The organism is Pedobacter glucosidilyticus DSM 23534, assembly GCF_000425145.1.
Taxonomy (GTDB): Bacteria; Bacteroidota; Bacteroidia; order Sphingobacteriales; family Sphingobacteriaceae; genus Pseudopedobacter; species Pseudopedobacter glucosidilyticus.
This window is the reverse complement of sequence record NZ_AULF01000012.1, coordinates 99,267-125,830: the sequence shown is the minus strand read 5'-3', so window position 1 is coordinate 125,830 and position 26,564 is coordinate 99,267. Positions and strand designations below refer to the sequence as shown.

The window sequence follows — 26,564 nt, the reverse complement described above, 5'->3', positions numbered from 1 at the left end:
AGCTTCTAAATTCAGAACAAGGAATAATGCATCGCAAAAAAAAGGTATTATGATGTTGAACCGGTCTTTGGAAATATCAAGCATAATCATGGCTTTAAGAGATTTATGCTCAGAGGTAAGAAAAAAGTGGAAATAGAATGGGGTTTAATCGCTATTGCTCATAACTTAAGAAAAAAAGCAGCTTAGAAAAGCTGTTTTCTCCCATTTTAAGGCTTTAGCTTCTCTATTGAGCCATTACATATCTAAGTAATAAGCCTAAACAAAAAATACTTGACAAATTTGATGGAAAATAAAAAAGCTGCCTCAGTTTATTTCTGAGACAGCCTCTTTTTTTATGGTAGTTTGTACGATACTAAAAAATGAATAAATACTGCCTACCGGCAGGTAAGGCTGATGAAATTTCTCTTTAATCAAAAAAACGCTTTCAAATCTTTAAAATTCTGAAGTTGTTTGTCTTTTTCAGATAAGATGGCTTCTTCGGGTTTAATTTTCCAATCGATATTTAAGTCTGGATCGTTCCACAACACGCCAATTTCTGAGTCTTTATCGTAAAAGCCAGTGACTTTGTATGCAAATATGGTTTGATCTTCTAGGGTTACAAAACCGTGTAAAAAGCCTGGTGGTACCCAAAACATCTTAAAATTATCGGCACTTAGCTCTACGGCATGGTATTGGCCGTAGGTTGGTGAGTTCTTTCTAATATCTACCGCTACATCTAGCACTTTACCTTGTATAACCCTTACCAATTTGCCTTGTGCAAAGGGATGAGCTTGTGCGTGTAAACCTCTTAAAGTACCTTTTTGTGAAAAAGATTGATTGTCTTGTACAAATTCTAAATTGATGCCAGCCTGAGCAAATGTTTTCTGGTTAAAACTTTCGAAAAAATAACCTCTTTCATCTTTCCAGACTTTAGGTTCTATTACGATTAAATCTTTGATGGGGGTTTCTATAAATTTCATATAGTAGCTTGTGTAAGTTCTAAAACGCTTCTGAAAGAAAGTAGGCTATTGCCAAACTTTTGTTTGATATCTGCCTGTAATTTGGGCGAATAATGTTCTCTGTAATACACTAAATCTTCTTTGGATTTTGCAAAATACTGGGCACAATAGGTGATGCCTTCATTTTGTGGTTCGGTAAGGAGAAATAGTTTAGCATCCAAAAATTTGCCTGTAGAGAGTACTTCTGGTATATGGATGTTGTACATGTACTCCAAATATTCTTGTTGAATATTTTCTTCTATGATAGAAGTAACATTATAGATTATCATGTTGCAAAGGTAAGTTTTTGGATGCTTAATCAATAGCAGTATCCATATATTTTAGCCCCGATAGTAGCGGCACCCCGTAGCGCCCGATTTTAAGAGGGCAGCGAGGAGTATAGCGGATAGCGGGAACAAAGTAAATGGTTTGCACTGCTGTTGCGCTACAAATACTAAATAGCTTCTTTTAGTAAACGGTATTTTTTATTGGCTTCTACCACGTATAAACTGCCAGGGAATTTTTCTAAAAGCTGCTCGTAACATTGTTTGGCTTTTGGGGTGTTGTTGAGTTTATCTTGATACAAAAGAGCTAGGTTAAACAGGGCATCGTCTGCCCAGATGCTTTGACTATGTTTTTCTATAATGGTTTCGTAAGCTTTTGCGGCTTGTTCAAACTGTTTCATACTACTGAAAATTCGGGCTTTGGAAACCCAAATATCATCATCTAAAGCATGTGTTGGATAAGCTTTTGTTAGGCTGTCTAATAAGCTTAAGGCTTGGTTATTTAGATTTTGGAAACGTAGAAACTCTGCCCGGGCGTAAACTTTTAAGGCGTTTCCGCTGGTATCTTCAAACGTGTTGTCTTGTATAAGTAGGCTTAAATCTAGCGCATCATTAGCAATAAGTTGCGATGTTGAAGCTTTTAAAACATCTAATTGAGATTTTGCCCATTTAAAATCGCCTTTATAGAAAGATATTTTTGCATTTTTAAACTTAGCTTCTTGCCCTAGTGGATGGTTGGGGAATGCTTTTTCTACCTGCCCAAGTAGGAGTGAGGCATCCCAGAAATTTTGATTAAGGGTATAAATATCTGCCAGCTCTATTTTTAATTCGGCCAAATCTTCTGGGTTAAGTCCTTTGGTGTCTAAGGCGAGTTCTAAAAGTAATTCGGCCTCTTGGGTTTGGTTAAGGTAATAGGCTTTTAGGCGAGCAAGTTCTACCAAAGCGTTTATAGAACGAGCATTTTTACCCAACATTTCTAAAATATCTTCATAGCTATTGGCTAGTTCTTTTAACTCGGCTAAGCTTGGGCTGTGTTGGCTGTTTAATAGTTTTTCTTTTTGGAGGTTAAGCAAGGCCAGCTTGGCGGGGCTATAATAACTGTTTTGACTACCCTTTTCTACAACATAATTGTAGCCTTTTATAGCTGCTTCGTAAGCCTCATTATCCGCCAGGATGTTACTTAGGGCAAATACTTTAGCACCGTTATCTTGTGTTCTTTTATCAATAGCGATGGTTTGGATGAGTGCTAAATCATATTCTTTAAGTTGGGTAAATGTCCATGCTAGTAAATCTGAAAGGGCAATATTTTGCGGTACCTTTTGAACTCTTTTAAGGAGGATGGATTTGAATGTTTGATAATCTTCTGTGCTATCAAAAGTGCGTTGTAAGTTAGATTTTGCTATTTGCAAGTATTCTGGTGTAGTTTCTATAATGTTAAGAATTTCTGCCGATAGGTTGTTTTTATCTTTAGTGTAACGGTAAATATTGATCAGCTCAATACTAAACTGGGTATCATTACCTAAAAGCTTACGGCCTGCTAGAAATGTTTTGGTAGCCATTTCTATGTTGTTGATATTATAGAAATTGCTGGCAATGGTACTGATGGTAAAAACATCTGCGGGTAGGTTTTTAATCACATCAGCATAAATTTTATCAGCTTCTGCAGTATTTCCCTTGTGTTGTTGTATAAGTCCTAAATACAGCAACAAACCAGGTGTATTACCTTCTTCTTTGATACGTTTTTTTACCAGTTTGGTAGCCTCATCAACATTATTGATTTTTAAAAGGCTATTGAAATAATTATCAAATATAAATGCTTGATATTGCTGGTTTTGGTAAAGCTGCTCATAAAGCTTAATGGCGTTTTGGTAATCGCCACTAAAGAAGTATTGTTGCGCTTGTATCATAGCGCTTTCTTGTTGCGCTTGTAACAATGTAGTGCAACAACTTAAAAAGGCAAATAGTAATATGAGTTTCTTTATGCTCATTTCTACTAAATTAGAAATTATTATGTGATATTTACGGTTTTTGACGAATTATAGAACGGACCTTGTATTTTAAATGTTACTAAAATGTATAACGCTGATTGCCTTGTTTTAGCTATTTTAAATTTTTGAAAGCGATAGCAGATTATTTAGTGATGATGAGAAGTTTTTTAAAAATTTTATCTGGTTTATTTTTATTTATTTTTCTGGTTTCTTGTAGTAACGAAGAAAAGCCGGCTAAAGTTTCGGTAGAAACTTTTTTTAAAAACCCTCAGCAATCTAATTTTCAAATCTCTCCGGATGGTAAGTTTATCTCTTATTTAAAACCTTACCAAGGTAAGCTCAATCTTTTTGTGCAATCTTTAACATCCAAAGCATCTTTCAGGATAAGTTCTTTTACAGATCAATCTGTACGTAATTACTTTTGGGCCAGTAATACACATTTGCTTTATTATAAAGACAATGGTGCTAGAGAGAATTTCCAGCTTTTTTCTTCTATTTATGATGGCAGTAAAACTATCAAAATATCTCTTAAACCTGATACTAAAGTTACTTTTTTAGATTATTTAAAGTATGATTCTAATGATATTCTGCTAGCTATTAACGAGCGTAACCCAGAGAATTTTGATGTTTACAGTTTAGATTTAAAAACGGGTAAAAAGATATTGGTAGAAAAAAATCCGGGTAGTATTATAGATTGGATAGCAGATAATGATGGTGAAATAAGGATGGCTATTGGTAGCGATGGTGTAACCGAAACTTTATATTACCGCGAAAAGGGAAGCAAAGCTTTCAAACCTGTTAAATCAAGCAATTTTATCAATACCTTAAAGCCTATTGGCTTTAGCAGTAAAATGCATCATATTTTTGCGCTTTCTGATATCAATAGAGACAAAAAAGCAGTGGTAGAACTTAATTGCTTAACCGGAGAAGAAACCAAAGTACTGTATGAGAATAAAGAACGAGATGTGCTGGAGGTAAGTTATTCTAGAAAAAGCCAATCGTTAAATTTCGCTGTTTTTGAAAATCCGAAAAGAGAAATTTATTTTTTTGATAAGCAGTTAAAAGAGGCTTTCGCTGATATTAAAAAGAAATTAAGTAATGATGAAATAAGGCTGATACATAAAGACCAAAAGGAGCAGCATTTAATTATCAGAACTTTTACAGACAGAGACCCGGGTTCTTATTATTTCTATAACTTGGAGGATAGAAATTTGATGAAGCTGGCAGATGTAAACCCAGATATTAAGCCGTCTGAAATGTGCGAGATGAAGCATGTAAAATTTAAAAATAGAGATGGTTTAGAGATAGAAGGTTTTTTAACTTTACCTAAAGGCAGAGGATCTAAAAATTTACCTGTAGTTATCTATCCGCACAGCGGGCCAAATCTAAGAAATTCATGGGCCTACTCTCCAGAGGTACAATTTTTTGCTAATAGGGGTTATGCAGTTTTTCAGATTAATTTCAGAGGGTCTACCGGATTTGGTAAATCATTTTTAAAACAGGGTTTCAAAAACTGGAGTAAAAATATACAGCATGATATTACTGATGGTGTAAATTGGTTAATTAAAGAAGAGCTGGCTGATGCTAACCGTATTGCCATTTTTGGTTATAGTTTTGGAGGTTTCTCTGCCCTAAACCAAGTGGTTTATAATCCCAATCTTTACGTTTGTGCAGCTTCATATTCTGGATATATTAATTTGTTTACTTATTTAAAAGGTTTTCCGGCTTATTATAAGCCTTACCAACAAATGCTTGATGTGCTAATTGGCAACCCAGAAAAGGATGTAGAATATTTACGCTATTCATCACCGGTTTTTCAGACCAATAAAATTAAAACGCCATTAATTATTTGGCAGGGTGGTAAAGACCCGAAAGTTAATTTAAGCGAAACCAACCAGTTTGTAAAGGAACTGCGTAAAAATCAAGTAGAAGTAAATTATATTGTTGATAAAACCGAAGGCCATTATCTGAGCGACGAGAAGAATAAAATAAATTTCTATACACAAGTAGATTTGTTTTTTGATAAATATTTAAACCGTTCTAAATAAATGAAGGCAGAAGAGTTAAGATATCGTAAAAACTTCCTTCTGATTGTCGTTTTTATGGTTTTAATTTCTGTTTCATTGATAGTAGCACTTTTTTTGGGCTATAATTTTACTAGAAAATATGTCGAGAACGAGTTTTCATCAAATAAGATTGAAGTTTTAGAACAAACGCTAGCGCCATTTAATACTTTTTTTCAAAATACTGTTCCTGAGGTTTCTTTCTATCAAGGTTATTTAGATTCTACCTCTGCCTCTAAATATGCAGATTCTGTACTTCAACAATACCGTTTTGTAGAGCGTATTATCTTTTACGATGCCGAAATTAGCAACAGACCTATAGCAGATGGTTTAACACTAGGTAATTTCTCTTTGGGTATAAAGAATGTTTTTAGATATGGGCGTAATATTTCTAAAGACTCCATCGTGATTTTTGATAATTCTAATCCAGGTGGTTTATCATTAAATAATGCAGAAGAGCTTAATAAAGCAGGTTTAAAATTAGGTAACTATATAGAGCAGGCAGATACTACCCAGGCTTTATCAGAAGAAACAATTTTTAAAACTTTTTATAACATCATCCCTAACCGTATTACTTACATGAATGTGCCGCGGCGGGAGGAGATTAAAGTTTACAAGGATTTAATGTTAAAAAAGCTACCACCATCACCAAGGTACCAACAGGATATTTTTACTTTTGAGCTTAATCCTTACCAATTGGTTATTAAAAATCCACACCCAGAGATTTACCAATTTATAAATATTCGTAAGCAATCTTTTGATCCTATCTTAGAAAAACCAAACCTATTAACTACAGATATTTCTTTGTCAGGTCCTTTTGCAGATTATAAGCTTTATTTTGCCAGTGAGAAAGATTTCTTAATTAAAGAAGTGGGCAGAAGATTTATGCCTATTGCCTTTGGTGTGTTTTTTATTTATTGTATTCTGGCGTTAATTACTTTTCTAATTTATCGTAATCTCAACATCAACCAAAAACTATTTAAACTACAGTACGATTTTATAAACAACTTTACACACGAGTTTAAAACGCCTGTTTCTGTAATCAAAATTGCTGGTAACAATATTAAAAGTGCTAAGGAATTATCAGAAAGAGAGAAAAATCATTACGGGAAAATTTTAGATGAAGAGGCCGATCGCTTGAACGATTTGATGAATAGGTTGTTATCTTTTACCCAGATAGAAAATAGGGCTATCAAGCTTAAAAATGAAGAAATTAACTTAGAAGTTTTTGCCCAAAACATCATAGATTCTTTTCAAATTAAATATAAAGACTATGAGATAGATTTGCTGATAAAAGGAGTTGAAACTTTTAAGTCAGATCCGTTGTTATTAGGTAGTTTATTTGATAATTTAATTGAAAACGCTTATAAATATGCCAAGCCAGGAAGTAAATTCTTGAAAATAACCATTTATAGGTTCAGGAAGAATATTATTTTTTCTTTTGAAGATAAAGGTATCGGTATAGAACGTAAGGAAATAAAGAATATATTTAAGAAATTTTATCGCATCCAAAGCCAATATAACCAACAGGGCAGTGTAGGTTTGGGTTTGGCATTTTGTAAAGAACTGGTTAATTTTATGGATGGCGATATTACCGTAACCAGCAAGCCCGGCATAGGCTCGCATTTTAAAATAACCTTGCCATACGATAAATAATGATGCAGAAAGATATTAAAATAGCAATTATTGAAGACGATGAAAATCTTAGATTTTTAGTTTCGCACCGTTTACAAACAGAAGGATATAAGGTAGTAGAATGTGCAGATGGTAACTTGGCAGAAGAAATGGTTTTAATCGAGCAACCTGCTATAGTGCTTCTGGATTGGATGCTGCCTGGAAAACAGGGTTCAGAAATATGTGCAGGACTTAGGGCTAAAGGCTTTGAAAACCTCATCATTATGATGACGGCCAAAGCACAAGACCCAGATAAAATAGATGCGTATAATTTTGGTGCTTCAGACTATGTAACCAAACCTTTTAATATGGATGTTTTGGTAGCCATGTTAGACAGTAAGATTAAGTATGTGGTAAGCCACGATAAATCTGAAATCAGCAAATTTGGTGATATGGAGCATCACCCAAATACTCACTCTTTATTGAAAAACAATAAGAAAATTGAGTTAACCATTCTGGAGAACAGAATTTTACTTTATTTCCTGAAAAACGTGAATAGTATTATCAGTAGGGATGATTTAATGATGGTAGTATGGGGCTATAATTCTGATGTAAATACCAGAACCCTAGATATGCACATTGTTAGGTTAAGAAAAAAGATAGAAGACAACCCAGACCGCCCGCAGTTTTTACAAACAGTTAGAGGCGTAGGTTACAGATTTCACGTTTAAAACAAACTTTTACCCTAGTTTATTTTTAAAGTGTTGAAAATAAATTTGATAAAGCCAAATAGAAAAGAAAAAAACTGATAAACTTTATACCCTTTATTATTTGTGGATGATTTATTCATATCAAAAAATTAATGGTTAAAGTTACACCCTTAATACCGCATAAAAACTACCCAAAACGGGTAGTTTTTTTTTGAAGTCTCATTCATATTTTAGCCTTACATTTAAATAAAATGTAAATGCTATAAAAATGCGTTTAATACAGTATTTAATTCATCCAAAGCTTAATAATCCCTTACATGAAGATTACAAAAAGGCAGTAATTTTTGCTTATGCACTTGTAGTAACAAATGTTTTTCTGATTTTTTACCTGGCTTACTTTTTTGTCTTCCATCATCAAGACCATATAAAAATTGCTACCAATATTTTAGGTTATCTAGGGTTTTTAATTGCTGCAATCTATTTTAGATTAAAGTCTGATTTAAGTAGTTCCTTAGGCTTTTTTATGTTCATTTGTACCTTACCTGTTTTAGTAAGCGTTTACCATACAGGCGGTATATATTCTGTTGATAATATATGGCTGCTTTTACTTATTGTTTGTGCTTACTTGTTTACCAATGTAACGGTAGGTAACATCTTATCAGGTTTTGTGGTGGCGTTTATGATTACGCTGTACATGCTGGATATCTATCAAACATTTCCATTTAAAGCCTATGTCGTTCAGCATACATCAACCCACAATGTATTTACCTATATTTTTGTGATTGTGTTTTTATCGGGATTGATTATCGCTTTCAAAAAAGTATTAGAAAAGGCTAACCATAAAATACAAAGTTTAAAGCAAGAGAGAATTCAGGAATTAGAAGAGAAAATTAAAGCTAAAACAGAAGAGCTAAGTAAATTAAGAAATGAATTAGCTAGAGATTTTCATGATGAGATGGGTAACAAACTAGCCAGTATTACCATTTTATCCCAGTCTGTAAGTTTAAGAATCAACAATCCGGAAGGGCATGAAGAAGAAATAAAGCAACTTCTACATAGCATAGAAGAACGTTCTATGCAATTGTATCATGGTACAAAAGACTTTATTTGGTCTATAGATTTTAAAAGTGATTATGCCGATGAGTTGTTTATTTATTTGCGAGATTTTGGTGAAGATTTTTTTGTAAAGCTTGGAGTTAGCTTTTATTCAGCATCTGCTATCAAACCAGAAGATAACCTAAGGTTTAAGGCTACCGTAAGCAGGCAGTTAATTTACATTTTTAAAGAAATGATGACTAATGCCGCCAAGCATGCAAACGCCACGCAAATAGTTTTTAAAATGAAAGAGCTTAATGATGGCGTAGAAATTTATTTTTCTGATAATGGATCAGGTTTTAGTGATCATGAAGTTTGTAAACGTGGTATCAATAATATCAACAACAGAATTAAAAAGATTGGAGCTATTTTAAAAGTTTCTTCTTCTTTAAATGAAGGTACAATATTTACGGTGTGGGCACCCTTAGCATCAAAAGATTAATATGGATTTAAAAAGGAAAATTATCATTGTAGAGGATAATTGCGATGTAGCTAAAGGATTTGAGCTTTTGATTAATAATAGTGAAAATTACCGGGTAATTGCGGTTTATGATAATGGTGAAGATGCAATTAAGGATATTAAAAAGTTAAAGCCAGATATTATTTTGATGGATATAGACTTGCCCGGAATGAGTGGGATAGAAGCTACCTCTATCATCAAAACGAGCTATCCTAAAATAGACATCATCATAATTACTGTATTTGAAAATAGCGAACGTGTGTTTGAAGCTATGTGTGCTGGTGCGGTTGGCTATCTTACCAAAAATAATGGCTACCAAGAATTAATAAGAGCTTTGGATGAGGCTTCTAAAGGTGGAGCGCCTATGAGTGCCAATATCGCTAGAATGATAGTAAAGTCTTTTGAAAAGAATGTTATTGAAAATCCGCTATCAAAAAAAGAAACTGTGGTTTTAACACAGCTTGCAGAAGGTAAAAGTTATAAATCTATTGCTGTAAACTTAGATATTAGTGTGGATACAGTAAAATTCCATATTAAAAATATTTATATCAAATTACAGGTAAATAATAAAGAAGATGCTATCGCAAGGGCAAAAGAATTTAAATATATATAGCTATTTCAACTTGTTTAAGAGTACTTGAAACTTTTCTCGCCACTCGGCAGTAAGCTCTTGTAAGGCAACTAACTTTTCTAACCAAGCTTTATTTTTATTATCGTGGTAACGAATACGATTGATATCCATCACCGAAATTTTAGCTGGGTGACTATAAATTTTAACCAATTTATCTGTTACGTTTACTTTACCGGGTTTTATGGTTCTCAGATAAAAGCCTGTAAAGCCAGTTTCTTGGCATAGTACCGGAAATTGCTTTAAATTGTGTCTGATACCAATGATGTAACATGGACCACGTGGCTCAGAAACTTCAACTACAGCTTCTCCAAGTTCGTATCTATCGCCAATAAAAACATTTTCTTCTAATGCGTTATCACCCGTTAAAGTTAAATTCTCGCCAAAAGCGCCACTTTGTAAATCCAGATTTAAGGTTTCATTCCAATATGTAAATCTATCGGCATTATAACAGCAAATAGCTTTATCATTACCACCGTGATATTTAGTGTGTACTACTGTATCCCCTTCAAAACCTGTTAGGGTGAGGTAAATTTCAGGAGTGCTAATAGGCTCTTTATTGTAAGCTGTTCGGGTAGATTGATGGTCGGCAACCAAACGCTCTGCCTTACCTTTTATATTGATAGTTTTAATAGGGATGATACTCATATCGCTAAGTTAAAAAGTAGTAACATCAGGTATTGTAAAATTAAAGTGCCATCCAGATACAAGAAATAATAATACTCGTTTTTCTCCCATGTTGATTTTAAAATGAGCCAACCAGCAAGCACTATGGTAAACATCAAACCAAAAAAACTTGTATTAAAGCCACTATTGAAAACAAATAGCATGATTAAATATAAAGCCAGTAGCAATTGGCAAAATAGGTAAGCTTTTCTTTCCCCAAAAACTGTTGGGATGGTTTTTAAGTCCGAATTTTTATCCTGAAAAAGGTCTCTAATATCAAAAGGGACAGTAATAGCTGCAACAAATAAGAATCTTTTAGCTGTTAGCAAGGTGGTATCCTGTAAAGATATAAAGCTGATGTGTAACTCGTTAATTTCTAAAATAGGCAAAGCAACTGTACTTACAGCCCATACAGCGGCAATTAAAAAAAGCTTTAACCCTGGTATATTTCTTAAACCAAACTTTTGATTGTTAAGGCTAAACAGGGGTAAAGAGTAGCCAAAAGAAACCAAGCCTAACAGGCATAATAATACTTTAGAAGCAAAGCTCAGTAAGAAAAATAATGGAATTAATGATAATACGGCAATTAAGGTAATAGAGATGTTTAATCTGTAATGACTAAAAATCCACCGTACCCTGCGGTAAGGCGAGTTTAAATAATCCTGAGGTTTTTGAATCAGAATACTGAAATTATAAATGGTTAGGGTAGCAAAAAATAAAAAAGCCAGTATGGTATAAACTGGCTTTATATCTAATAAATAATAAGTTACTAAACCCTGTGCAACAGCGCCTAAAGCAATAAAAACATTGCTGAACAGTAAAAAATCAAGAAATTTTTTAAGCTGGTTCATCATCGTTTTAGTGCTTTTTTTAAGCACTCTTCAATTCAAATATCGTGATTTCGGGTAACATTCCAACCCTACCTGGGTATCCAATAAAACCAAAGCCTACGTTAACATATAGTTGTTGGTTATTTTCCTGGTATAAGCCTTTCCATTGTTCATAAATATACTGAACGGGGCTCCATTGGAAATCTCCTGTATCAATTCCAAATTGCGAGCCATGGGTATGTCCAGAGAACATCACATCTATTTGAGGATAATCTTTTAAGACCTGTGCTTTCCAGTGTGATGGGTCGTGAGAAAGTAGCAATTTAACCGCTAAGTCATCAGTGTTTTTTACAGCTTCTTCCATCTTTCCAAATTTCGGAAAACGTCCAGCACCCCAGTTTTCTATCCCTAAAATCCCTATCTCTTCGTTATCCACTTTAATTCTGCGATTCTCGTTTATCAATAAATCCCAACCCATGTTTTTATGGCTTTTGATAATGTCTTGATGGTTTTTGTCTTGTGCTGCTTGTGATGGCCATTTTTCATACATGCCATAATCATGGTTGCCCAAGCAAGAGAATACTCCTAAAGGGGCTTTCACTTTTGAGAAAATATCCTGATAATCTCTAAGTTCTGATGCTTTTCCGTTTACCAAATCGCCGGTAAAGAAAGCAATATCTGGTTTTTCATTCAGCAACATTTCTACACCGCCCAAAACTGCTTTTTTATTGTAAAAGCTACCCGAGTGTATATCAGAAAGTTGCGCTATTTTAATACCATCGAAAGCTTTAGGCAAATTTGGTAAGATTAAAGTTTGTCTTTTAATGCGATAATCATGTGCGCCAGAAGCAATACCCCAACTTAATGTACCAAAAGGAATAGCTGCAACGGCCATACCTGTTTTTACCAAAAACTCAGACCTACTGATGTTACTTTCGCTTTGGGTGTTTTCAACAGCAACTTCTTTTTTATTTGATTTTCTTTTAAACCAAATGATGAGCCTTCTAAAATCATCTATCAATAAAATAGGGATGAAGAAAAACTTACTGACGAAGGTTAAGAAAAACGCTACCAAAGTAACCGAGCGTATACCTAATTTGATATTGAAAAATATGGATATGAAAACCCCAATCAATAAAATGATGGTATAACCCCACCAGATATTTTTGAATCTTTTTTTCTTTTTGTCAGACCAGTTTGGAAAAATACTGCGAATTGCATTATAGATATACACATCAAAAACCACTAATAAAATGGAAATGATGATTAAAGAATATATTCTGCCCATTTAATTGTTAATAATTATCATCATAATCTTCTTCATCGTCTTCAAACTCGGCAGTGAATAAGCTGTTAAACATATCTTTAAACTCAAAACCAGTTTCTAAAAAGCCTTTGCTAATTAAAGAAAATTCGGCCAAACCATGTAAAACAAATTCCATCAATAAAAGATGTTGGTTTTTACTTAAGGATGGATGTATTTTCTTTACTAAATCTTTCAAGCCAGGAACGCTGTTTAATTGTTTTTCGTATTCTTTCTGCGTTAAATGGTCTAAAATATGGATGGTATTACCCGCACTAAACCAATTGATGATTTCTGCATATAAATTTCCGGTTTTAGATTTTTTCATCTTCTCCGGATCTGGGAAATAAGTAGCTAATAAAGTACGTATAGCCTTACCAATTAGGATGTTAGCCACTTTTGCTGGGCCTTCCAACTCGCCCTCATAAACCAATTCTATTTTTCCGGTGATGGCTGGTATAACGCCCAAAAAATCTGTAATGCGTACAAAAGTAGATTTTTCATCATTCAGCAGCATTCTTCTTTCTGCATGCGAGATTAAATTCTCATAAGCAGAAATGGTTAAACGAGCCGATACGCCAGATTTTTTATCTATATATTCAGAATTTCTAGCTTCAAAAGCTATTTGCTCTACCAAATCTTTTACTAGGCCGTCTGCCTCTATCAAACGTTGTTCATCTGTAAGGGCAGCTTCTTGCTGAGTTATCTTTCTTGATATTTCTACAGATTTAGGGTAATGTGTTAAAATCTGACTCTCTATACGGTCTTTTAAAGGCGTTACAATAGATCCACGGTTGGTATAATCCTCTGGGTTGGCTGTAAATACAAACTGCACATCAAGCGGTAAGCGTAATTTAAAACCTCTTATCTGTATATCTTTTTCTTGAAGGATATTGAATAAGGCTACTTGAATACGGGCTTGTAAATCTGGCAATTCATTAATCACGAAGATGCTTCTATGCGCTCTCGGGATTAGTCCGAAATGGATTACTCTTTCATCAGAATAATTTAATTTCTGCGTAGCAGCTTTAATAGGGTCAACATCACCAATTAAATCTGCAACGGTAACATCTGGCGTGGCCAATTTTTCTGTATACCTATCGTTACGGTGTAACCAAGCGATGGGTGTATCATCGCCCATGGTCTCTACGGTATGTTTACCAAACCAACTGATAGGGTTCAATGGGTCGTCATACAAATCAGAACCTACAATATAAGGTACATATTCATCTAACAGGTTAACCATTAAGCGGGCAATACGCGTTTTTGCTTGTCCTCTTAAACCTAATAACAAAATATTATGTCTGCTTAATATAGCCGTTTGTAAATCAGGCAGAACGGTATCTTCAAAACCAATGATGCCTTCAAAACCTAAATCCTTACTTTTTAATCTTTTAATAAGATTCTCTCTTAACTCTTCCTTAATGGATCTGCTCTTGTATTCTGATTTTTTTAGTTCTCCTAATGTTGTCATGTTTTTTTTTAGTTTGTTAGGTTTTAGTTGGTTAGTTGGTTAGGCTTTGCATGGTTTTTTATCTATTAACCATTGACCATCGCTTATTGTCCATAGTCCATTGACTAATGAACTAATCCATCCACCAATTACTATCAACCATCTACCTTACTGTTCTTCTTCTGTTTTTGATATAATCTTCAAATATGTATTCGCCTAAACCTTTTAAAGAACTGTAAAAAGCTCTGCCGCCGTTTACTTCTGTAAATTGTCTTACAAACTGTTGTAAGTAAGGGTCGCGGGCGATCATAAAAGTGGTGATAGGGATATTTAATTTTTTACACTGTGCTGCCATGGTTAAGGTTTTGTTAATCACCTTTCTATCTAAGCCAATGCTATTTTTATAATATTTTAAACCTTCTTTTAAACAGGTTGGTTTCCCGTCTGTAATCATGAAGATTTGTTTATTATGTGTTTTTCTTCTGCGTAAAATATCGGTAGCCAATTCTAAACCTGCATAAGTATTGGTATGGTAAGGACCAACCTGTAAATAAGGCAAATCTTTAATACTGATAGGCCATGCATCGTTACCAAAAACAACAATATCTAAGGTATCTTTAGGATATTTAGTACTGATGAGCTCTGCCAGCGCCATAGCCACCTTTTTTGCTGGTGTAATACGGTCTTCACCATATAAAATCATGGAGTGTGATATGTCTATCATCAAGACTGTAGAAGTAAGAGTTTTATAATCTCTTTCCTCTACTTCTAAATCTTTCTCGGTCATCATAAAATCGTTGATGCCATGGTTGATTTGCGCATTATGGATAGAGCTGGTCATATCAATCTGGTCTAAACTATCGCCAAATTGATATTCTCTTCTATCGGCATTTTTCTCTTCTCCGCTGCCAGAGCTACTGGTATTGTGGTTACCTTTTCCAGATTTTTTAAGCTTACCAAAAATTTCTTCCAAGGCAGATTTCCTGATGGTTTGCTCGGTCTTTGCAGTAATATTAAAACCACCTTTTGGGTCATCATCACTTAAGTAACCTTTATTTTTGAGGTCTTCAATAAAATCGCCCATGCCGTAATCGTTATTGGTAAGCTTATGTTGCTTATCCAACTCGTTAAGCCAAGCCAAAGCTTCGTTGGCGTCTCCGGCGGTATAGTTTAGAAGTTCAAGAAAAAGCTTAAGCAGTTGTTCAAACCCACCTCTAGGCAATTCTTCTTCAGAAAATTTAGAAAACCCGTATCCTCTCATTGCTGCAAATGTTTGGTTATTTAACGATTGATAAAGTTAAAAGTTTGTAAGGCGAGTGATTAAGTTTTTAGGTTAAATTGCTGTCATATTAACGTTTCCCTATCTATTAACTTCTTACTTCATTTATTTTCTTAAAAAGCTATTTTAAGCAACAGAATTTCATTAATATTGGATGTTATTGGACTAGAATAGGCCTAGGATGATTTAAAAATTGGCTTATTAAGATTCAAATAAAATTCATCATTACTACATGATACTGCCAGAAAATTCAGTTTTTGATAATTTATGCAATACATACAAGAGATAAAACAAATTTTAGCTCAAGCAAGGCAAAGGAGCTACCAAGCTATAAACACAGCTATGGTAGAAGCTTATTGGAGAATAGGCGAGAAGATTGTTTTAGAAGAGCAGAATGGAAAGGATAGAGCTGGTTACGGTAAAGAAATTATTAAAAATGTTGCTATTGAACTTACTAAAGAGTTTGGAAAAGGCTTTAGTGCGAGAACTTTATGGGAAATAAGACAGTTTTACCTTTGCTTTCCTCAATTTCAAATAGTGCGAACACTGTCCGCACAATTAAGTTGGTCTCATTTTCAGCGCATTATGCGAGTAAATGACACCAATGCCAGGCAGTATTATTTAGAAGAAGCAGCACAAAATATGTGGAGTGTACGCACTTTAGATAGAAATATTTCTACCTTATATTACCATAGGCTTTTATCATCTCAAGTAAAAGAACCTGTTGAAGCAGAAATGCAAGAAAAAACGCAATCTCTACAACAAGATGCTTTTGAATTTATAAAAAGCCCAGCTGTTTTAGAATTTTTAAACCTTCCTAATAATTTAGGTTATACAGAACAAGCTTTGGAAAGCTCGTTAATTGATAATTTACAAAAGTTTATTTTAGAGCTAGGTAAGGGGTTCGCTTTTGTAGAGCGCCAACAATTGGTAAGAACAGAAACTAGCGATTTTTATATCGATTTGGTGTTTTACAACTACATTTTAAAATGCTTTGTCATTATAGATATCAAAACCACAAAAATTACGCATCAGGATGTGGGGCAACTAGATATGTATGTGCGTATGTATAACGATTTAAAAAAGCAAACCACAGATAACCCAACTATTGGTATTTTATTATGTACCGAGACTGATAAAACCATAGCTAAATACTCTGTACTGGCAGAAAATAAGCAACTTTTTGCTACCAAATATTTGCCTTATTTACCTACCGAGGAAGAATTAATTGCAGAAATAGAACGCGAAAAAGCCTTACTAAACCTAAGAAATACACCAAATGAGTAAAGATAAATTAGCCCAAGTATTTCATTTTGACCTTTACGGCTAACGTGATGACAAATACAATTTCTTGAATGAAAATTCTTTGGAGAGTATAGAGTGGAAAGAGCTAGACTTGGAAGAACCCAATTATTTTTTTGTTAAGAAGGATTTTGATGAGATTGATAATTATGATAAGGGATTTAAATGTAGTGATTTATTCAATATTTATACGAGTGGTATCAAGACACATGATGATAAAAATTTGATAAGTAGCGAAAAATTTTTAGAACATAATGAAGTTTATTACTATAGACCTTTTGATATACAAAATATAAATTATGATCTTAAAAAAGTAGTGAGACATAGATTCTCTATAATGAGAAATATGTTAAAAGAAAATCTAGGATTATTACTTCCAAGACAAGCTGTTACAGGTCAGTTTGGTTTTTTTGTAACGAAAGGGCTAACTGATATAAACTTTACAGGTACAGCGGGACAATTTGGTGCGGGTTTAACTTTCCCTCTCTACCTTTACCCAGAAACTAGCGGCCAGTTAAGCATCGGCGAAAGCCAAAACCGGGTGCCTAATTTAAATATGGATATTGTAAACCAAATTACAAAGCATTTGGATATTAATTTCGAGCCGGAGCGGAATGTAATCTTAGAAGAATATTTGGAGGGTTTGCCTTGGTACTTTGGGCCTTTAGATTTACTAGATTATATTTATGGAGTATTACATAGTCCAAATTACCGAGAGAAATATAAAGAATTTTTAAAAATAGATTTCCCACGAGTTCCCTTCCCTAAAAGTAAAATAATGTTTTTTAGGGTTAAAGACTATGGTGGCAAACTAAGAGCACTACATTTATTAGAAAGTCCAGAAGTAGAAAATTACATAACCCAATACCCTGTAGACGGAGATAATGTGGTAGAGAAACCTACGTTTGCAAACTTACCTCCCTCGAAAGGGGTAAGAGAGGTCGGAAGAGTTTACATCAACCCAACCCAATATTTTGATAAAGTACCCAAAATAGCTTGGGAGTTTTACATAGGCAGCTACCAACCAGCCCAAAAATGGCTAAAAGACCGTAAAGGCAGGGCATTAAGTTTTGAGGATATTTTACATTACCAAAAAATGATTGTAGCCTTAACCAAAACGGCTGATTTAATGGTGAAAATTGATAGGGTTTTAGAGGTTTAGGGGATAGATTTTTAAGAATGGTGCGGAAGAAGGGACTCGAACCCAAATTAAACTAATTAAATAATGGCAATCAAATTTATAGCAGATAACCAAATTAATGTAGAATTAGAATACTTAATAAGAGATGCTGATAAGTATCTAATTATGATTTCGCCTTATAAAGTTACATGAAAGGCTAAAAAGAGATTTATTAACCAAAATCAATTATCCAGAGCTACGTATTATCATTGTTTTCGGTAAAAATGAAGATGGATTACATAAAAGTTTACTAAAGGAGGACTTTGAATTTTTTAAGCAATTTAAAAATATCGAAATAAGATACTCTTCTAGATTACATGCAAAATATTATGCAAGTGAAGATAGAGCGATATTTACTTCTATGAATTTATATGACTATTCTCAAAATAATAATATTGAGGTAGGTATTATGATTGATGTGAAAAGCAAATTAGCATCTATAAGTGATAGGATTTTAAACAATTATGATCCGGAATTAGATGCTCATGTTTTCTTTAATGAAGTTATTGATACAGCAACTTTAAAATTTGATAAATCTCCAGAATTTAAAACAGGCTTACTCGGTATTAATAAAGAATATATATCATCTAATATCTTAGTAAATGAAATGGATGAACTTTATGAAAGAGCTAAACCAATTGGATATAAAAATTTTGAAACAGTTGAACCATCTACAGCATTTTGTATAAGAACTGGGGTAAGCATACCGTTCAATGTAAAAAAACCGTATGCTGAGGGAGCTTTTAAAAGCTGGATGCGTTTTAGTAATGATGAATACAAAGAAAAGTTTTGCCATTTTACTGGCGAAGAAAGCTACGGAGAAACCTGTTATAAATCGCCAATTTTGAAAAAGAATTGGCGAGCAGCAAAAATTAAATTTAAATTTTAATATGCCTCAACTACCAAACGAAAAAAACAAACTAAACAATCTGATAGTAACATTCCAAAAAGATGAAGACCTATTTGAAGGTGCAATTATACAATATTCCATTTTACATAAAAGTTTTGAAGAATGTATCTGCCCAAATTTAAATGCTAATAATATAGATTTTCCAACTTATTTAAGAAGAAATCATCCTTATAAACTATTAGAAAAAGTAAGATTTCTAAAATTATCATTTTTTGATAACCATAACTCTAGGATAGAAGAGATACATGAGCATCCAAATTTTTTAGATGAAACTATTAAAAGAAATACCTTTAAAAAAGTAACTAAACATCTTATAAAATCAGGAATTACCCAAACATTAATAGATAATATCCCTGAAAACTATGCCTACTACGGTATGCGAGAAGTTTGTTTTTGCGGTATTAAAGATTGTTACCACAGCAATATGCTGATTATCAAATATTCTGACCATTTTGTTATTCCTTATTTTTATAGTTTTGCTTCTCCAAATGAATTTTTAGATTTTGATATTAGAAATTTAAAACCAACTCGAGAGTATGATTTAAATAGAAAAGACGAGGATGATTGGGAGAAAATATTTGATGAGGATTTGAATTATCTCGGTAAAAAGAAGCCAGAATTTAAATCTTCACACATGGTGAAGCGAGAAGATTTTAAAATATCCGAAAGTAATTTGTTTAAAATATAATGGCAGAAGGGAAATCTTTTTATGCTTATAGTGTAAGCCCCTTGTATCATCCAGAGCCTTTAATATTTCTAAAGCGTTTATCTACTGCATTAGAAAGGAACATTAAAGCATGCTTTTATGATATTCAAGAAAATACACCAGATGAAGTAATCATGATAGAAAACGGATATAAAGAAGTGTTAACTATCTATCTGAATAAAGACAGAAATGATGACAATACTTATGAAGTAGAATTTCCTATTGCGCATGATGAAAAAGAATTTAATATAGCTTTTTATCCAAATGGTATCATCAGTATGATACATATTCCGTTTACGCAGTCTTGGCAATTTTTTATAGAAACTATTTTAGATAAAACAGGTAAATACTACGGCGGAAGAGCAGCTTATTTAGCTAAAATGAATGAAGTACGGTTCTTGTATAAAAACGTATTTGAAACACTAAAATGCGAAAAAGCTTTTATATCACCTTCTATTTCTTCCCATCATTGGGTACTACTTTTTTTAGACGAAACTAGTTATCATAGTAAAATTTATTTTAACCAAATACTACTAGAAGCTCAAGATAAAGACCATATTCGGATATTCAATTTGCAAGAAGCTCTTAATGGCGAGCATGATAGCACCATCTCAGAAATGTATCAGAAGCAGCAATATCATGAAATTGCTTTTGTAGATGCTTTTTAAAACCAAAAGACCCAGCTATTTAAGTATAGATTTATAGAATTTAAGGACTATTTAGTACTAGAGATGAAGGTTACTAGATATTGTTTAAAGAATTTTGTAAAATGCCATTTTACAACATCTAGTTGCTATGTTAATTTTACAAGTGTTTTTAGTAGAGATGTATATATCACGTATTTATCTCATATAAAAAAAGCCCTTATAGGGCTTTATATTTAATGTAAATTTTCAATTAAAATCAATTAATTATTTTACGATGATATCCATAGTTTTAAATGTTGATTGTATAAATATATGTATTAACACTTTAATTACAAAAAATAATAATAATTGTTTGTGATTAGGTACATGCTTATTTTACTTTGCAAGAATTTCCACTAAAAAATTCTCCTTTCACAATATCATTTTTATGCTTGTAGGTTTTTTTAATAACTCTGGTAAAACCTGTTAATGAATGTTTAGCAATAACTTCAATAGTTATAAAATTTTTCTTGTTTATTAAATGATGTATGTCTGTATAAGTCAAAAATTGTGCCGCGTAATCAGTTCTTTTTTCTAATCTTTTTTCACCAAGAATAAGATTTTGAAATAGATGTCCTACATACAATCTATTGATTACCCATTGAAAATCTTTAACAAGCGGAATAGTTTTAAAATGGAAATTTTCGGCATTTTTTGATGGTATTATTTCAGTATTCCAAACTCTTACTTGAATATCATATATTCTAAAAAATAAAGATTTGTTTATTATTTTAAAAAAGTAACTGTTTTGGGTTTCTAAAGGTTGTGATTCGTCATAACTGTGAGCGATTTTATCACATATAACTACTCTAGGCTTTAAAAGTGCTAGAATTAATAAGAATAACCCAGAAGAAAACAGTCCGGTTATAATATTATTAAATAAGTTAGATTCAATAAATCTATTTAGTGCTTCCATAAGGTAATTATTTGCTAAAGTAATAATTTGTCTTATGAAAAAAAATAGTTATAAATATATTCATAGAATGCTTTCTAAAACCAAAAAGCCCAGCTATTACAGCTAGGCTTTTACCCACATCACTATTACGAAAAAATTATTTTGGTAATACTACGCTGTCAATTACATGAATAACGCCATTTTTCTGATTCACATCTGCAATGGTAACATAAGCAGTCCCTTTGTTTTCATCCCAAAGTTTTACTTTATCACCATCTAATGAAGCATATAATTTACCACCATTAACAGTTGTAAAAGTTGCTTTTCCGTTACCTGCTTTGATAGCTTTAACTACATCAGCAGCAGAAAATTTCCCTGCTAAAACATGGTATGTTAAAATGCTAGTTAATTTTGCTTTGTTTTCTGGCTTAACTAACGTTTCTACCGTTCCGGCAGGTAATTTTTCAAATGCTGCATTGGTTGGTGCAAATACCGTAAACGGACCTTTACCTTTTAAAGTTTCTACTAAACCGGCAGCTTTTACAGCAGCTACTAAAGTAGTGTGGTCTTTAGATTTAACCGCATTATCAATAATGTCTTTAGAGGCATACATAGGTGCACCACCTACCATTGGATTTTCTTGTGCTTGTACATTTACAGTTGCCATAGCTACTAAGGCAAATACAGCTAAAAATATTTTCTTCATTTTCTTCTTGTTTGTTTGGGAGCATGTACGCTGTAAAACAAACTCTGGATTTTAAAAAATGAAAAATATTTTTACATCACTGATAGTTAATGGCTTGTATGTCTAAATAACTTCTCTTTTTCTAATCATTTTAGAAAAATAAGCCGGGAAGAAACGTTTTATAAGCACCGCAAATTTTTCTTTTTTGCCAATTAAAACTTCTTCTTTTTTATTTTCAACAGCTTTTAGAATTTGTGTAGCACAGTCTAAAGCAGATAAGCCTTCTTCTTGGTTTTTATCCATTTTATTATAGAGAGAGCCATCTCCGGTAACAGAGTTTAGGGTAATATCCGTACGGACAAAACCTGGACAAATGATAGAAATAGCTATACCATGTTGGTAAACTTCATTCCTTAAAGAATCAAAATAGCCATGTAAAGCATGTTTAGATGCTGCATAAGAACTTCTGTATTGCGTACCAAATTTCCCTACCAAAGAACTCATCACTACAATATGCCCGCTTTGTTGGTTTACCATTTTGGCTACTACTGCCTTACTTAATAAAACCGTTCCCCAGTAATTGGTATTCATTATTTTTTCTTCTGTAGCAGTGGTGGTTTCTAAGGCTAAAGAACGCTGACTAATCCCTCCGCAATTAAATAGGATATCTATTTTACCATAAATTTTCCAAGCTTCTTCTGCTTTTTGGCTTAAAGTTTCTTTTTGTTCTAAATCTAAAGGTAGGATATGAATATCTAAAGGATTGCCTTTTAGTTTTTGCTTTAAATCATACAGTTTTTCTCTGCTACGGGCAGATAAAATAACCTTAGCACCTTGCTGAAAAAGTATAATGCTTAATGCTTTCCCTATGCCAGAGGAAGCGCCAGTAATCCAAACAATTTTATTTTTAAAGTTCATGGTCTTCTATAAAAAGTTCGGCAGCAATATGGTCTGCATACAGCTTGCCATTGGGTGTTAAAATAAAATGATTTTCTACAAACTTAACCCAGCCTTTATTAACAAATTCTTCTATATTTTGCTTTAACATTTCTGTGGTATTGGCACCAAAATTATTGATAACATCATGCAAATTTATACCCCACATGGTCCTTAAAGCCGTCATGACATATTCGTTAAAACGGTTAGCAAAGCTCAATTCTTCTATCTCAAAAGGAATGGTATCTTGCATTAAAGCATCGGTGTATTTAGCATTATTGGCAATGTTCCACTGTCTGCTTATGCCATTAAAAGAGTGTGCCGATGGTCCGATACCTAAATATTTAACACCTTTCCAATAATTGGTATTGTGCTTAGAATAGTTTTTGTTTTTAGCGAAGTTAGAAATCTCGTAATGTTCAAAGCCTTGTTCTGCTAGTTTTGCCATTAAAGTTTGAAACTGTTGGGCACTTTGGCTATCATCCATAGGTTTCTGCAACCCTTTTTGTACAAAAGAAGCTAAAGCTGTTTTTTGCTCAACCGTCATGCTATAACAAGAAATATGTTGTATATCTAATGCTAGCGTTTGGTTAATATTAACCAGCCATTTTTCATCGCTTAACAAAGGGTACCCGTAAATTAAGTCGATGGTGATGTTTTCAAAACCAGCATCCTGAGCAGTTTTAATAGCATATTCACTTTCTTTAGCCTCATGCGCCCTGTTCATCCATTTTAAATCTTCCTCAAAAAAAGATTGTACGCCTATGCTAAAACGGTTGATGGGCGTATTTCTTAAAGCTTTGATTTTTGTAAGGTTTAAATCATCAGGATTAGCCTCTAGCGTAATTTCCGCTCCTTTTGCTATTTCAAAAGTTTGATATAAGGTCTGGAAAATATGGTTTAAATCTGTTTCAGATAGTATAGAAGGCGTACCACCACCAAAATAAATGGTTTCTATTTTTTCTTGTTCAAGATAGTTTTTTTGTATTTGAATTTCTTTAAGGATAGCCGCCAGCATTTCATCCTTATACTTTAAAGAAGTGCTAAAATGAAAATCGCAATAATGGCAAGCCTGCTTACAAAAAGGAATATGGATATAAATACCTGCCATTTTGCAAATGTAAGGATATGTTAGGTAAACTTATTTAATTAAAGTAAAAGGAGATTTAAAATTTACATGTGAGGATTAATTTTTTTGATGATTTAATTTTATATTTGAAATAAGATTAAGATATTTATAATGAAAAGTTGCTTTATTTAGCAATTTAAAAACATGAACGCTCAAACTTGGTATAATATAAAACAGGGCGACCAGCAAGCCATGATGCTACTTTATAAAAATAGCTATCAGGATTTGTATGCCTTTGGTTTTAGAATTTGTGCTAACAAAGAGCAGGTAAAAGATTGTATTCATGAGATGTTTTGCGAGATATGGCAAAAGCGTCATGCTCTGGCAGAAGTTCAGCAAGTGAAAGCATATCTCCGTACTTATTTAAAGAGAAAGCTACTCAAAGAAATTTATCAAAACCATAATCACGAGGGCTTAACTAAAGTTGATGAAGGTATAGGCAAGGAAAAATCTTATGAAAGCTTATTGATAGAAGCCCAAGAGAGTGATGAAAAGAAGAAAAAGCTATGGTTAGCTTTAGACCATCTGACCAAAAATCAAAGAGAAATCATCAAACTCAAGTTTTACGAGGGTTTAAACTACGAGCAGATAGCGTCTGCGCTGAATTTACAACCCCGTACTGTGTATAACCACGTTTATGAAGCACTGCAAGTGCTAAGAAAGCTGCTAAAATCATTCATTGTATTCTTTTTCTTCCTTTTTTGAAGTGATTTTAAGTTATTCTGAAAAAAAGTTCAAAATTTTCTGGTAAAAAGTAAAGGTTTTCTGCACTGTATATAAAAGTCAGAAAACTAAACAAATTAAGATGAAGAAAATTTTACTTTTTATCCCCCTTTTAATTTCTTGTATGGTGGTTAAAGGGCAGTGGAATGGTAACCCAGCTGTGAATAACCCAATTGTCACAACAAGTTCTTCAACTACCAAACTTGGTATAGTGTCAACTAATGATGGTAATGGAAACATGATAATTGCATGGGCTGATAATAGAAATAGTATAACAACAGGGACAGATATCTATGTCCAAAAAATTAATCGAGATGGAACTTTACCGTGGGGGGCGGAGAAATTAGTTTGCGATGCAGCAGGTAATCAAGATAATTTATCGATTACAGATGATGGACAGGGTGGTGCAATTATAGTCTGGGATGATTCCCGCAATAATAGTTCTAATAAAGATATAGTAGGGCAAAAAGTTAATTCAGACGGAAGTATGGCTTGGACAGCAAATGGGAGAATTTTAACTGTTTCAACTGGAAATACAGTTGTTAAAGCTATACCAAGTGTTGCTAAAATATCGATTACTGAATTTGTAGTAGTTTGGAGGGAAACAAGACTTACATCACCAGATTTATATATACAAAAGTGTTTAATAAATACTGGTTTACCACAATTTTCTAATGATATAAGTATTCATGGAGATCAGCTCAACACTCAAAGTTTACCGACTTTAGTTCCTGATGGAAGTGGAAATGTTTGTATTACTTGGCAAGACCCTCGACTAGGGACAATCAATACTAATATATATGCTCAGAAAGTTGCTAACGATGGAAGTTTGTTGTGGGGGGCGTCTGGACTTGAAGTCTGTGGAGCAGCAAATAATCAGATTTCCGCAAAAAGTGTTAGTGATAATGCTGGAGGTATTGTTGTTAGTTGGGTTGATAATAGAAATAGTAATGTATCAGATATTTATGCACAACGAGTATTAAGTAATGGCAGTGTAAGTTGGACAGTCGATGGTGTTGTAATATGCTCAGCCACTGGTAGTCAAACGGAACCTTTTATAGTCAATAGTGTTTCTGATTATATTATTATTTGGGGTGATCCGAGAGTTAATACTTCAGATAGAAATATATATGCACAAAAGATTTCTGCCTTAGGTACTGCTTTGTGGAGTAATACTGTCAATAATGAGGGAGTTATCGTTACTGCTGCAACTGGTAATCAAGGTGTATCAGGTGCTGAGATAAGAGTGGTTGATTCGGGGTCTGGCACTTGTATAGTAACATGGGCAGATCCTAGAATAAGTACTTCAGATTATAATATTTATGCACAAAAGTTAAACTCTGATGGTACCGCAGCTTATACAACAGATGGGGTTTTAATTTCCTCTGCTGTAGGTAATCAAAGATCCCCATTTTTAATATCGGATGGCTTGGGTGGGGCCATAATAACATGGCAAGATTCTAGAACATCAACTAACGGTGAAATCTACGCTTCACGTCTCTATGCCAACGGCACCCTACCCGTAACCTACACCTCCTTTACCGCTACTAAAAACACTTTAAACGAAGTTTCTTTAGTTTGGAATATTGCTTCTGAAATTAATACAGATGAATATTTAATAGAAAGAAAAGGAGAAACTGGAGATTTTATTACTATCGGAAGTGTAAAAGCTCAACAATTAAACACTTACAGTTTTATTGATAAAAATCCATTATTAGGAAATAACTATTATCGCATTAAAGCCAAAGATTTTGATGCTACCTTATCTTATTCTGACGTAAAAACAGTCCAAATAAGTGCTTTAAATTCAGATGTAGTAAGCGTTTATCCTAACCCAACTGCAGACAGATTAAATATTACTATCAGCAAAGCGGGTAATTATCAAATAAAACTTGTAGACCAAAGCGGTAGAGTGGTACTAGAGAAAGCTATCGAATTAAATTCAGGTTTAAATGATTTAGGTGTATCTTTATCTTCATTTAGCGCAGGTACGTATTATTTAACTTTAACTAACCAGTTAAATTATATCGCTAAAAAGATCATCAAGATATAATATTTATAA

General features: G+C 33.3%; 24 protein-coding genes and 1 pseudogene. 13 read left to right on the top strand and 12 right to left on the bottom strand.

Going from position 1 to position 26,564, the window contains the following annotated elements; genetic code table 11:
- A pseudogene (locus tag H510_RS19830) lies at positions 1 to 186 on the top strand (transposase); the annotation flags it as partial.
- A 224-nt stretch (positions 187 to 410) separates the two neighbouring features.
- Here H510_RS19830 and rfbC read toward each other — a convergent pair.
- The 3 genes from rfbC to H510_RS0105115 all read right to left on the bottom strand — a co-directional run bounded on the left by rfbC (position 411) and on the right by H510_RS0105115 (position 3,249).
- Complete coding sequence (rfbC, locus tag H510_RS0105125) at positions 411 to 959, bottom strand: dTDP-4-dehydrorhamnose 3,5-epimerase (RefSeq protein ID WP_026903327.1); 549 nt, start codon at positions 957 to 959, stop codon at positions 411 to 413.
- Positions 956 to 1,267, bottom strand: a complete 312-nt coding sequence (locus H510_RS0105120) for a DUF4286 family protein (RefSeq protein WP_026903326.1) — start codon at positions 1,265 to 1,267, stop codon at positions 956 to 958. Before H510_RS0105120 ends, rfbC begins: the two co-directional genes overlap by 4 nt.
- A gap of 164 nt (positions 1,268 to 1,431) precedes the next feature.
- Positions 1,432 to 3,249 (bottom strand): tetratricopeptide repeat protein, encoded by a 1,818-nt coding sequence (locus H510_RS0105115; RefSeq protein ID WP_081659195.1) that lies wholly within the window; start codon positions 3,247 to 3,249, stop codon positions 1,432 to 1,434.
- A 125-nt stretch (positions 3,250 to 3,374) separates the two neighbouring features.
- Between H510_RS0105115 and H510_RS0105110 the strand changes: the two genes are divergently transcribed.
- The 5 genes from H510_RS0105110 to H510_RS0105090 all read left to right on the top strand — a co-directional run bounded on the left by H510_RS0105110 (position 3,375) and on the right by H510_RS0105090 (position 9,804).
- Positions 3,375 to 5,297 carry an alpha/beta hydrolase family protein gene (locus H510_RS0105110; RefSeq protein ID WP_155977846.1) on the top strand — a complete coding sequence of 641 codons (1,923 nt, stop codon included), beginning with the start codon at positions 3,375 to 3,377 and terminating at the stop codon, positions 5,295 to 5,297.
- On the top strand, positions 5,298 to 6,968 hold the full coding sequence (locus H510_RS0105105; protein ID WP_026903323.1) for a sensor histidine kinase: 1,671 nt from the start codon (positions 5,298 to 5,300) through the stop codon (positions 6,966 to 6,968). It begins immediately after the preceding gene.
- 2 nt (positions 6,969 to 6,970) lie between these two features.
- Positions 6,971 to 7,657: a response regulator transcription factor gene (locus H510_RS0105100; protein ID WP_026903322.1), complete on the top strand. Its 687-nt coding sequence runs from the start codon at positions 6,971 to 6,973 to the stop codon at positions 7,655 to 7,657.
- 247 nt (positions 7,658 to 7,904) lie between these two features.
- Positions 7,905 to 9,173, top strand: coding sequence for a sensor histidine kinase (locus H510_RS0105095; protein WP_026903321.1), 1,269 nt, complete (start codon positions 7,905 to 7,907; stop codon positions 9,171 to 9,173).
- Position 9,174: 1 nt separating this feature from the next.
- Positions 9,175 to 9,804 carry a response regulator transcription factor gene (locus tag H510_RS0105090; RefSeq protein ID WP_026903320.1) on the top strand — a complete coding sequence of 210 codons (630 nt, stop codon included), beginning with the start codon at positions 9,175 to 9,177 and terminating at the stop codon, positions 9,802 to 9,804.
- Here the strand turns inward: H510_RS0105090 and H510_RS0105085 are convergent, their stop codons facing one another.
- The 5 genes from H510_RS0105085 to H510_RS0105065 all read right to left on the bottom strand — a co-directional run bounded on the left by H510_RS0105085 (position 9,805) and on the right by H510_RS0105065 (position 15,332).
- Positions 9,805 to 10,467, bottom strand: a complete 663-nt coding sequence (locus H510_RS0105085; protein WP_036691974.1) for an MOSC domain-containing protein — start codon at positions 10,465 to 10,467, stop codon at positions 9,805 to 9,807.
- Entirely contained in the window at positions 10,464 to 11,339 is an 876-nt protein-coding gene (locus H510_RS0105080) for a UbiA prenyltransferase family protein (RefSeq protein ID WP_026903318.1), read from the bottom strand. The genes H510_RS0105085 and H510_RS0105080 overlap by 4 nt, the downstream gene beginning before the upstream one ends.
- 16 nt (positions 11,340 to 11,355) lie before the next feature.
- Positions 11,356 to 12,603: a metallophosphoesterase gene (locus H510_RS0105075; RefSeq protein WP_026903317.1), complete on the bottom strand. Its 1,248-nt coding sequence runs from the start codon at positions 12,601 to 12,603 to the stop codon at positions 11,356 to 11,358.
- A gap of 7 nt (positions 12,604 to 12,610) precedes the next feature.
- Positions 12,611 to 14,092, bottom strand: coding sequence for an AAA family ATPase (locus H510_RS0105070; protein ID WP_026903316.1), 1,482 nt, complete (start codon positions 14,090 to 14,092; stop codon positions 12,611 to 12,613).
- A gap of 142 nt (positions 14,093 to 14,234) precedes the next feature.
- A complete protein-coding gene (locus H510_RS0105065; RefSeq protein ID WP_026903315.1) occupies positions 14,235 to 15,332 on the bottom strand; it encodes a vWA domain-containing protein in 1,098 nt (365 codons plus the stop codon).
- A gap of 285 nt (positions 15,333 to 15,617) precedes the next feature.
- Here H510_RS0105065 and H510_RS0105060 point away from each other — a divergent pair, with 285 nt between their 5' ends.
- The 5 genes from H510_RS0105060 to H510_RS0105035 all read left to right on the top strand — a co-directional run bounded on the left by H510_RS0105060 (position 15,618) and on the right by H510_RS0105035 (position 20,116).
- On the top strand, positions 15,618 to 16,637 hold the full coding sequence (locus H510_RS0105060; protein WP_026903314.1) for a PDDEXK nuclease domain-containing protein: 1,020 nt from the start codon (positions 15,618 to 15,620) through the stop codon (positions 16,635 to 16,637).
- 64 nt (positions 16,638 to 16,701) lie between these two features.
- Entirely contained in the window at positions 16,702 to 17,814 is a 1,113-nt protein-coding gene (locus H510_RS0105055) for a type ISP restriction/modification enzyme (RefSeq protein WP_026903313.1), read from the top strand.
- 379 nt (positions 17,815 to 18,193) lie between these two features.
- Complete coding sequence (locus tag H510_RS0105045) at positions 18,194 to 18,721, top strand: hypothetical protein (RefSeq protein ID WP_026903312.1); 528 nt, start codon at positions 18,194 to 18,196, stop codon at positions 18,719 to 18,721.
- 1 nt (position 18,722) lies between these two features.
- Positions 18,723 to 19,430 carry a hypothetical protein gene (locus H510_RS0105040; RefSeq protein ID WP_026903311.1) on the top strand — a complete coding sequence of 236 codons (708 nt, stop codon included), beginning with the start codon at positions 18,723 to 18,725 and terminating at the stop codon, positions 19,428 to 19,430.
- The gene (locus H510_RS0105035; protein ID WP_026903310.1) at positions 19,430 to 20,116 is read left to right on the top strand and encodes a hypothetical protein; all 687 of its coding nucleotides are present in this window, start codon (positions 19,430 to 19,432) and stop codon (positions 20,114 to 20,116) included. Before H510_RS0105040 ends, H510_RS0105035 begins: the two co-directional genes overlap by 1 nt.
- A 349-nt stretch (positions 20,117 to 20,465) precedes the next feature.
- Here H510_RS0105035 and H510_RS0105030 read toward each other — a convergent pair whose 3' ends face one another.
- The 4 genes from H510_RS0105030 to hemW form a co-directional block, all read right to left on the bottom strand.
- A complete protein-coding gene (locus tag H510_RS0105030) occupies positions 20,466 to 21,050 on the bottom strand; it encodes a hypothetical protein (RefSeq protein WP_026903309.1) in 585 nt (194 codons plus the stop codon).
- Positions 21,051 to 21,186: 136 nt separating this feature from the next.
- Positions 21,187 to 21,735, bottom strand: a complete 549-nt coding sequence (locus H510_RS0105025) for a fasciclin domain-containing protein (RefSeq protein ID WP_026903308.1) — start codon at positions 21,733 to 21,735, stop codon at positions 21,187 to 21,189.
- A 102-nt stretch (positions 21,736 to 21,837) separates the two neighbouring features.
- The gene (locus H510_RS0105020) at positions 21,838 to 22,632 is read right to left on the bottom strand and encodes an SDR family oxidoreductase (protein WP_026903307.1); all 795 of its coding nucleotides are present in this window, start codon (positions 22,630 to 22,632) and stop codon (positions 21,838 to 21,840) included.
- Positions 22,622 to 23,761, bottom strand: a complete 1,140-nt coding sequence (hemW, locus tag H510_RS0105015) for a radical SAM family heme chaperone HemW (protein ID WP_026903306.1) — start codon at positions 23,759 to 23,761, stop codon at positions 22,622 to 22,624. Before hemW ends, H510_RS0105020 begins: the two co-directional genes overlap by 11 nt.
- A gap of 162 nt (positions 23,762 to 23,923) precedes the next feature.
- Here hemW and H510_RS18300 point away from each other — a divergent pair, with 162 nt between their 5' ends.
- Together H510_RS18300 and H510_RS0105005 are read left to right on the top strand one after the other, a co-directional pair.
- A complete protein-coding gene (locus H510_RS18300) occupies positions 23,924 to 24,484 on the top strand; it encodes an RNA polymerase sigma factor (protein ID WP_051291058.1) in 561 nt (186 codons plus the stop codon).
- Between the two features lie 229 nt (positions 24,485 to 24,713).
- Complete coding sequence (locus H510_RS0105005) at positions 24,714 to 26,555, top strand: T9SS type A sorting domain-containing protein (protein ID WP_162143057.1); 1,842 nt, start codon at positions 24,714 to 24,716, stop codon at positions 26,553 to 26,555.
- Positions 26,556 to 26,564 lie beyond the last annotated feature (9 nt).

What these genes read in the sequence shown, in the direction of transcription:
- H510_RS0105035 (WP_026903310.1), top strand. Translation starts at nt 19,430, where the DNA reads ATGGCAGAAGGGAAATCTTTTTATGCTTATAGTGTAAGCCCCTTGTAT.
- H510_RS0105065 (WP_026903315.1), bottom strand. Translation starts at nt 15,332, where the DNA reads ATGAGAGGATACGGGTTTTCTAAATTTTCTGAAGAAGAATTGCCTAGA.
- H510_RS0105090 (WP_026903320.1), top strand. Translation starts at nt 9,175, where the DNA reads ATGGATTTAAAAAGGAAAATTATCATTGTAGAGGATAATTGCGATGTA.
- rfbC (WP_026903327.1), bottom strand. Translation starts at nt 959, where the DNA reads ATGAAATTTATAGAAACCCCCATCAAAGATTTAATCGTAATAGAACCT.
- H510_RS0105020 (WP_026903307.1), bottom strand. Translation starts at nt 22,632, where the DNA reads ATGAACTTTAAAAATAAAATTGTTTGGATTACTGGCGCTTCCTCTGGC.
- H510_RS18300 (WP_051291058.1), top strand. Translation starts at nt 23,924, where the DNA reads ATGAACGCTCAAACTTGGTATAATATAAAACAGGGCGACCAGCAAGCC.
- H510_RS0105045 (WP_026903312.1), top strand. Translation starts at nt 18,194, where the DNA reads ATGAATTTATATGACTATTCTCAAAATAATAATATTGAGGTAGGTATT.
- hemW (WP_026903306.1), bottom strand. Translation starts at nt 23,761, where the DNA reads ATGGCAGGTATTTATATCCATATTCCTTTTTGTAAGCAGGCTTGCCAT.
- H510_RS0105070 (WP_026903316.1), bottom strand. Translation starts at nt 14,092, where the DNA reads ATGACAACATTAGGAGAACTAAAAAAATCAGAATACAAGAGCAGATCC.
- H510_RS0105040 (WP_026903311.1), top strand. Translation starts at nt 18,723, where the DNA reads ATGCCTCAACTACCAAACGAAAAAAACAAACTAAACAATCTGATAGTA.
- H510_RS0105075 (WP_026903317.1), bottom strand. Translation starts at nt 12,603, where the DNA reads ATGGGCAGAATATATTCTTTAATCATCATTTCCATTTTATTAGTGGTT.
- H510_RS0105030 (WP_026903309.1), bottom strand. Translation starts at nt 21,050, where the DNA reads ATGGAAGCACTAAATAGATTTATTGAATCTAACTTATTTAATAATATT.
- H510_RS0105120 (WP_026903326.1), bottom strand. Translation starts at nt 1,267, where the DNA reads ATGATAATCTATAATGTTACTTCTATCATAGAAGAAAATATTCAACAA.
- H510_RS0105025 (WP_026903308.1), bottom strand. Translation starts at nt 21,735, where the DNA reads ATGAAGAAAATATTTTTAGCTGTATTTGCCTTAGTAGCTATGGCAACT.
- H510_RS0105115 (WP_081659195.1), bottom strand. Translation starts at nt 3,249, where the DNA reads ATGAGCATAAAGAAACTCATATTACTATTTGCCTTTTTAAGTTGTTGC.
- H510_RS0105060 (WP_026903314.1), top strand. Translation starts at nt 15,618, where the DNA reads ATGCAATACATACAAGAGATAAAACAAATTTTAGCTCAAGCAAGGCAA.
- H510_RS0105100 (WP_026903322.1), top strand. Translation starts at nt 6,971, where the DNA reads ATGCAGAAAGATATTAAAATAGCAATTATTGAAGACGATGAAAATCTT.
- H510_RS0105095 (WP_026903321.1), top strand. Translation starts at nt 7,905, where the DNA reads ATGCGTTTAATACAGTATTTAATTCATCCAAAGCTTAATAATCCCTTA.
- H510_RS0105080 (WP_026903318.1), bottom strand. Translation starts at nt 11,339, where the DNA reads ATGATGAACCAGCTTAAAAAATTTCTTGATTTTTTACTGTTCAGCAAT.
- H510_RS0105085 (WP_036691974.1), bottom strand. Translation starts at nt 10,467, where the DNA reads ATGAGTATCATCCCTATTAAAACTATCAATATAAAAGGTAAGGCAGAG.
- H510_RS0105105 (WP_026903323.1), top strand. Translation starts at nt 5,298, where the DNA reads ATGAAGGCAGAAGAGTTAAGATATCGTAAAAACTTCCTTCTGATTGTC.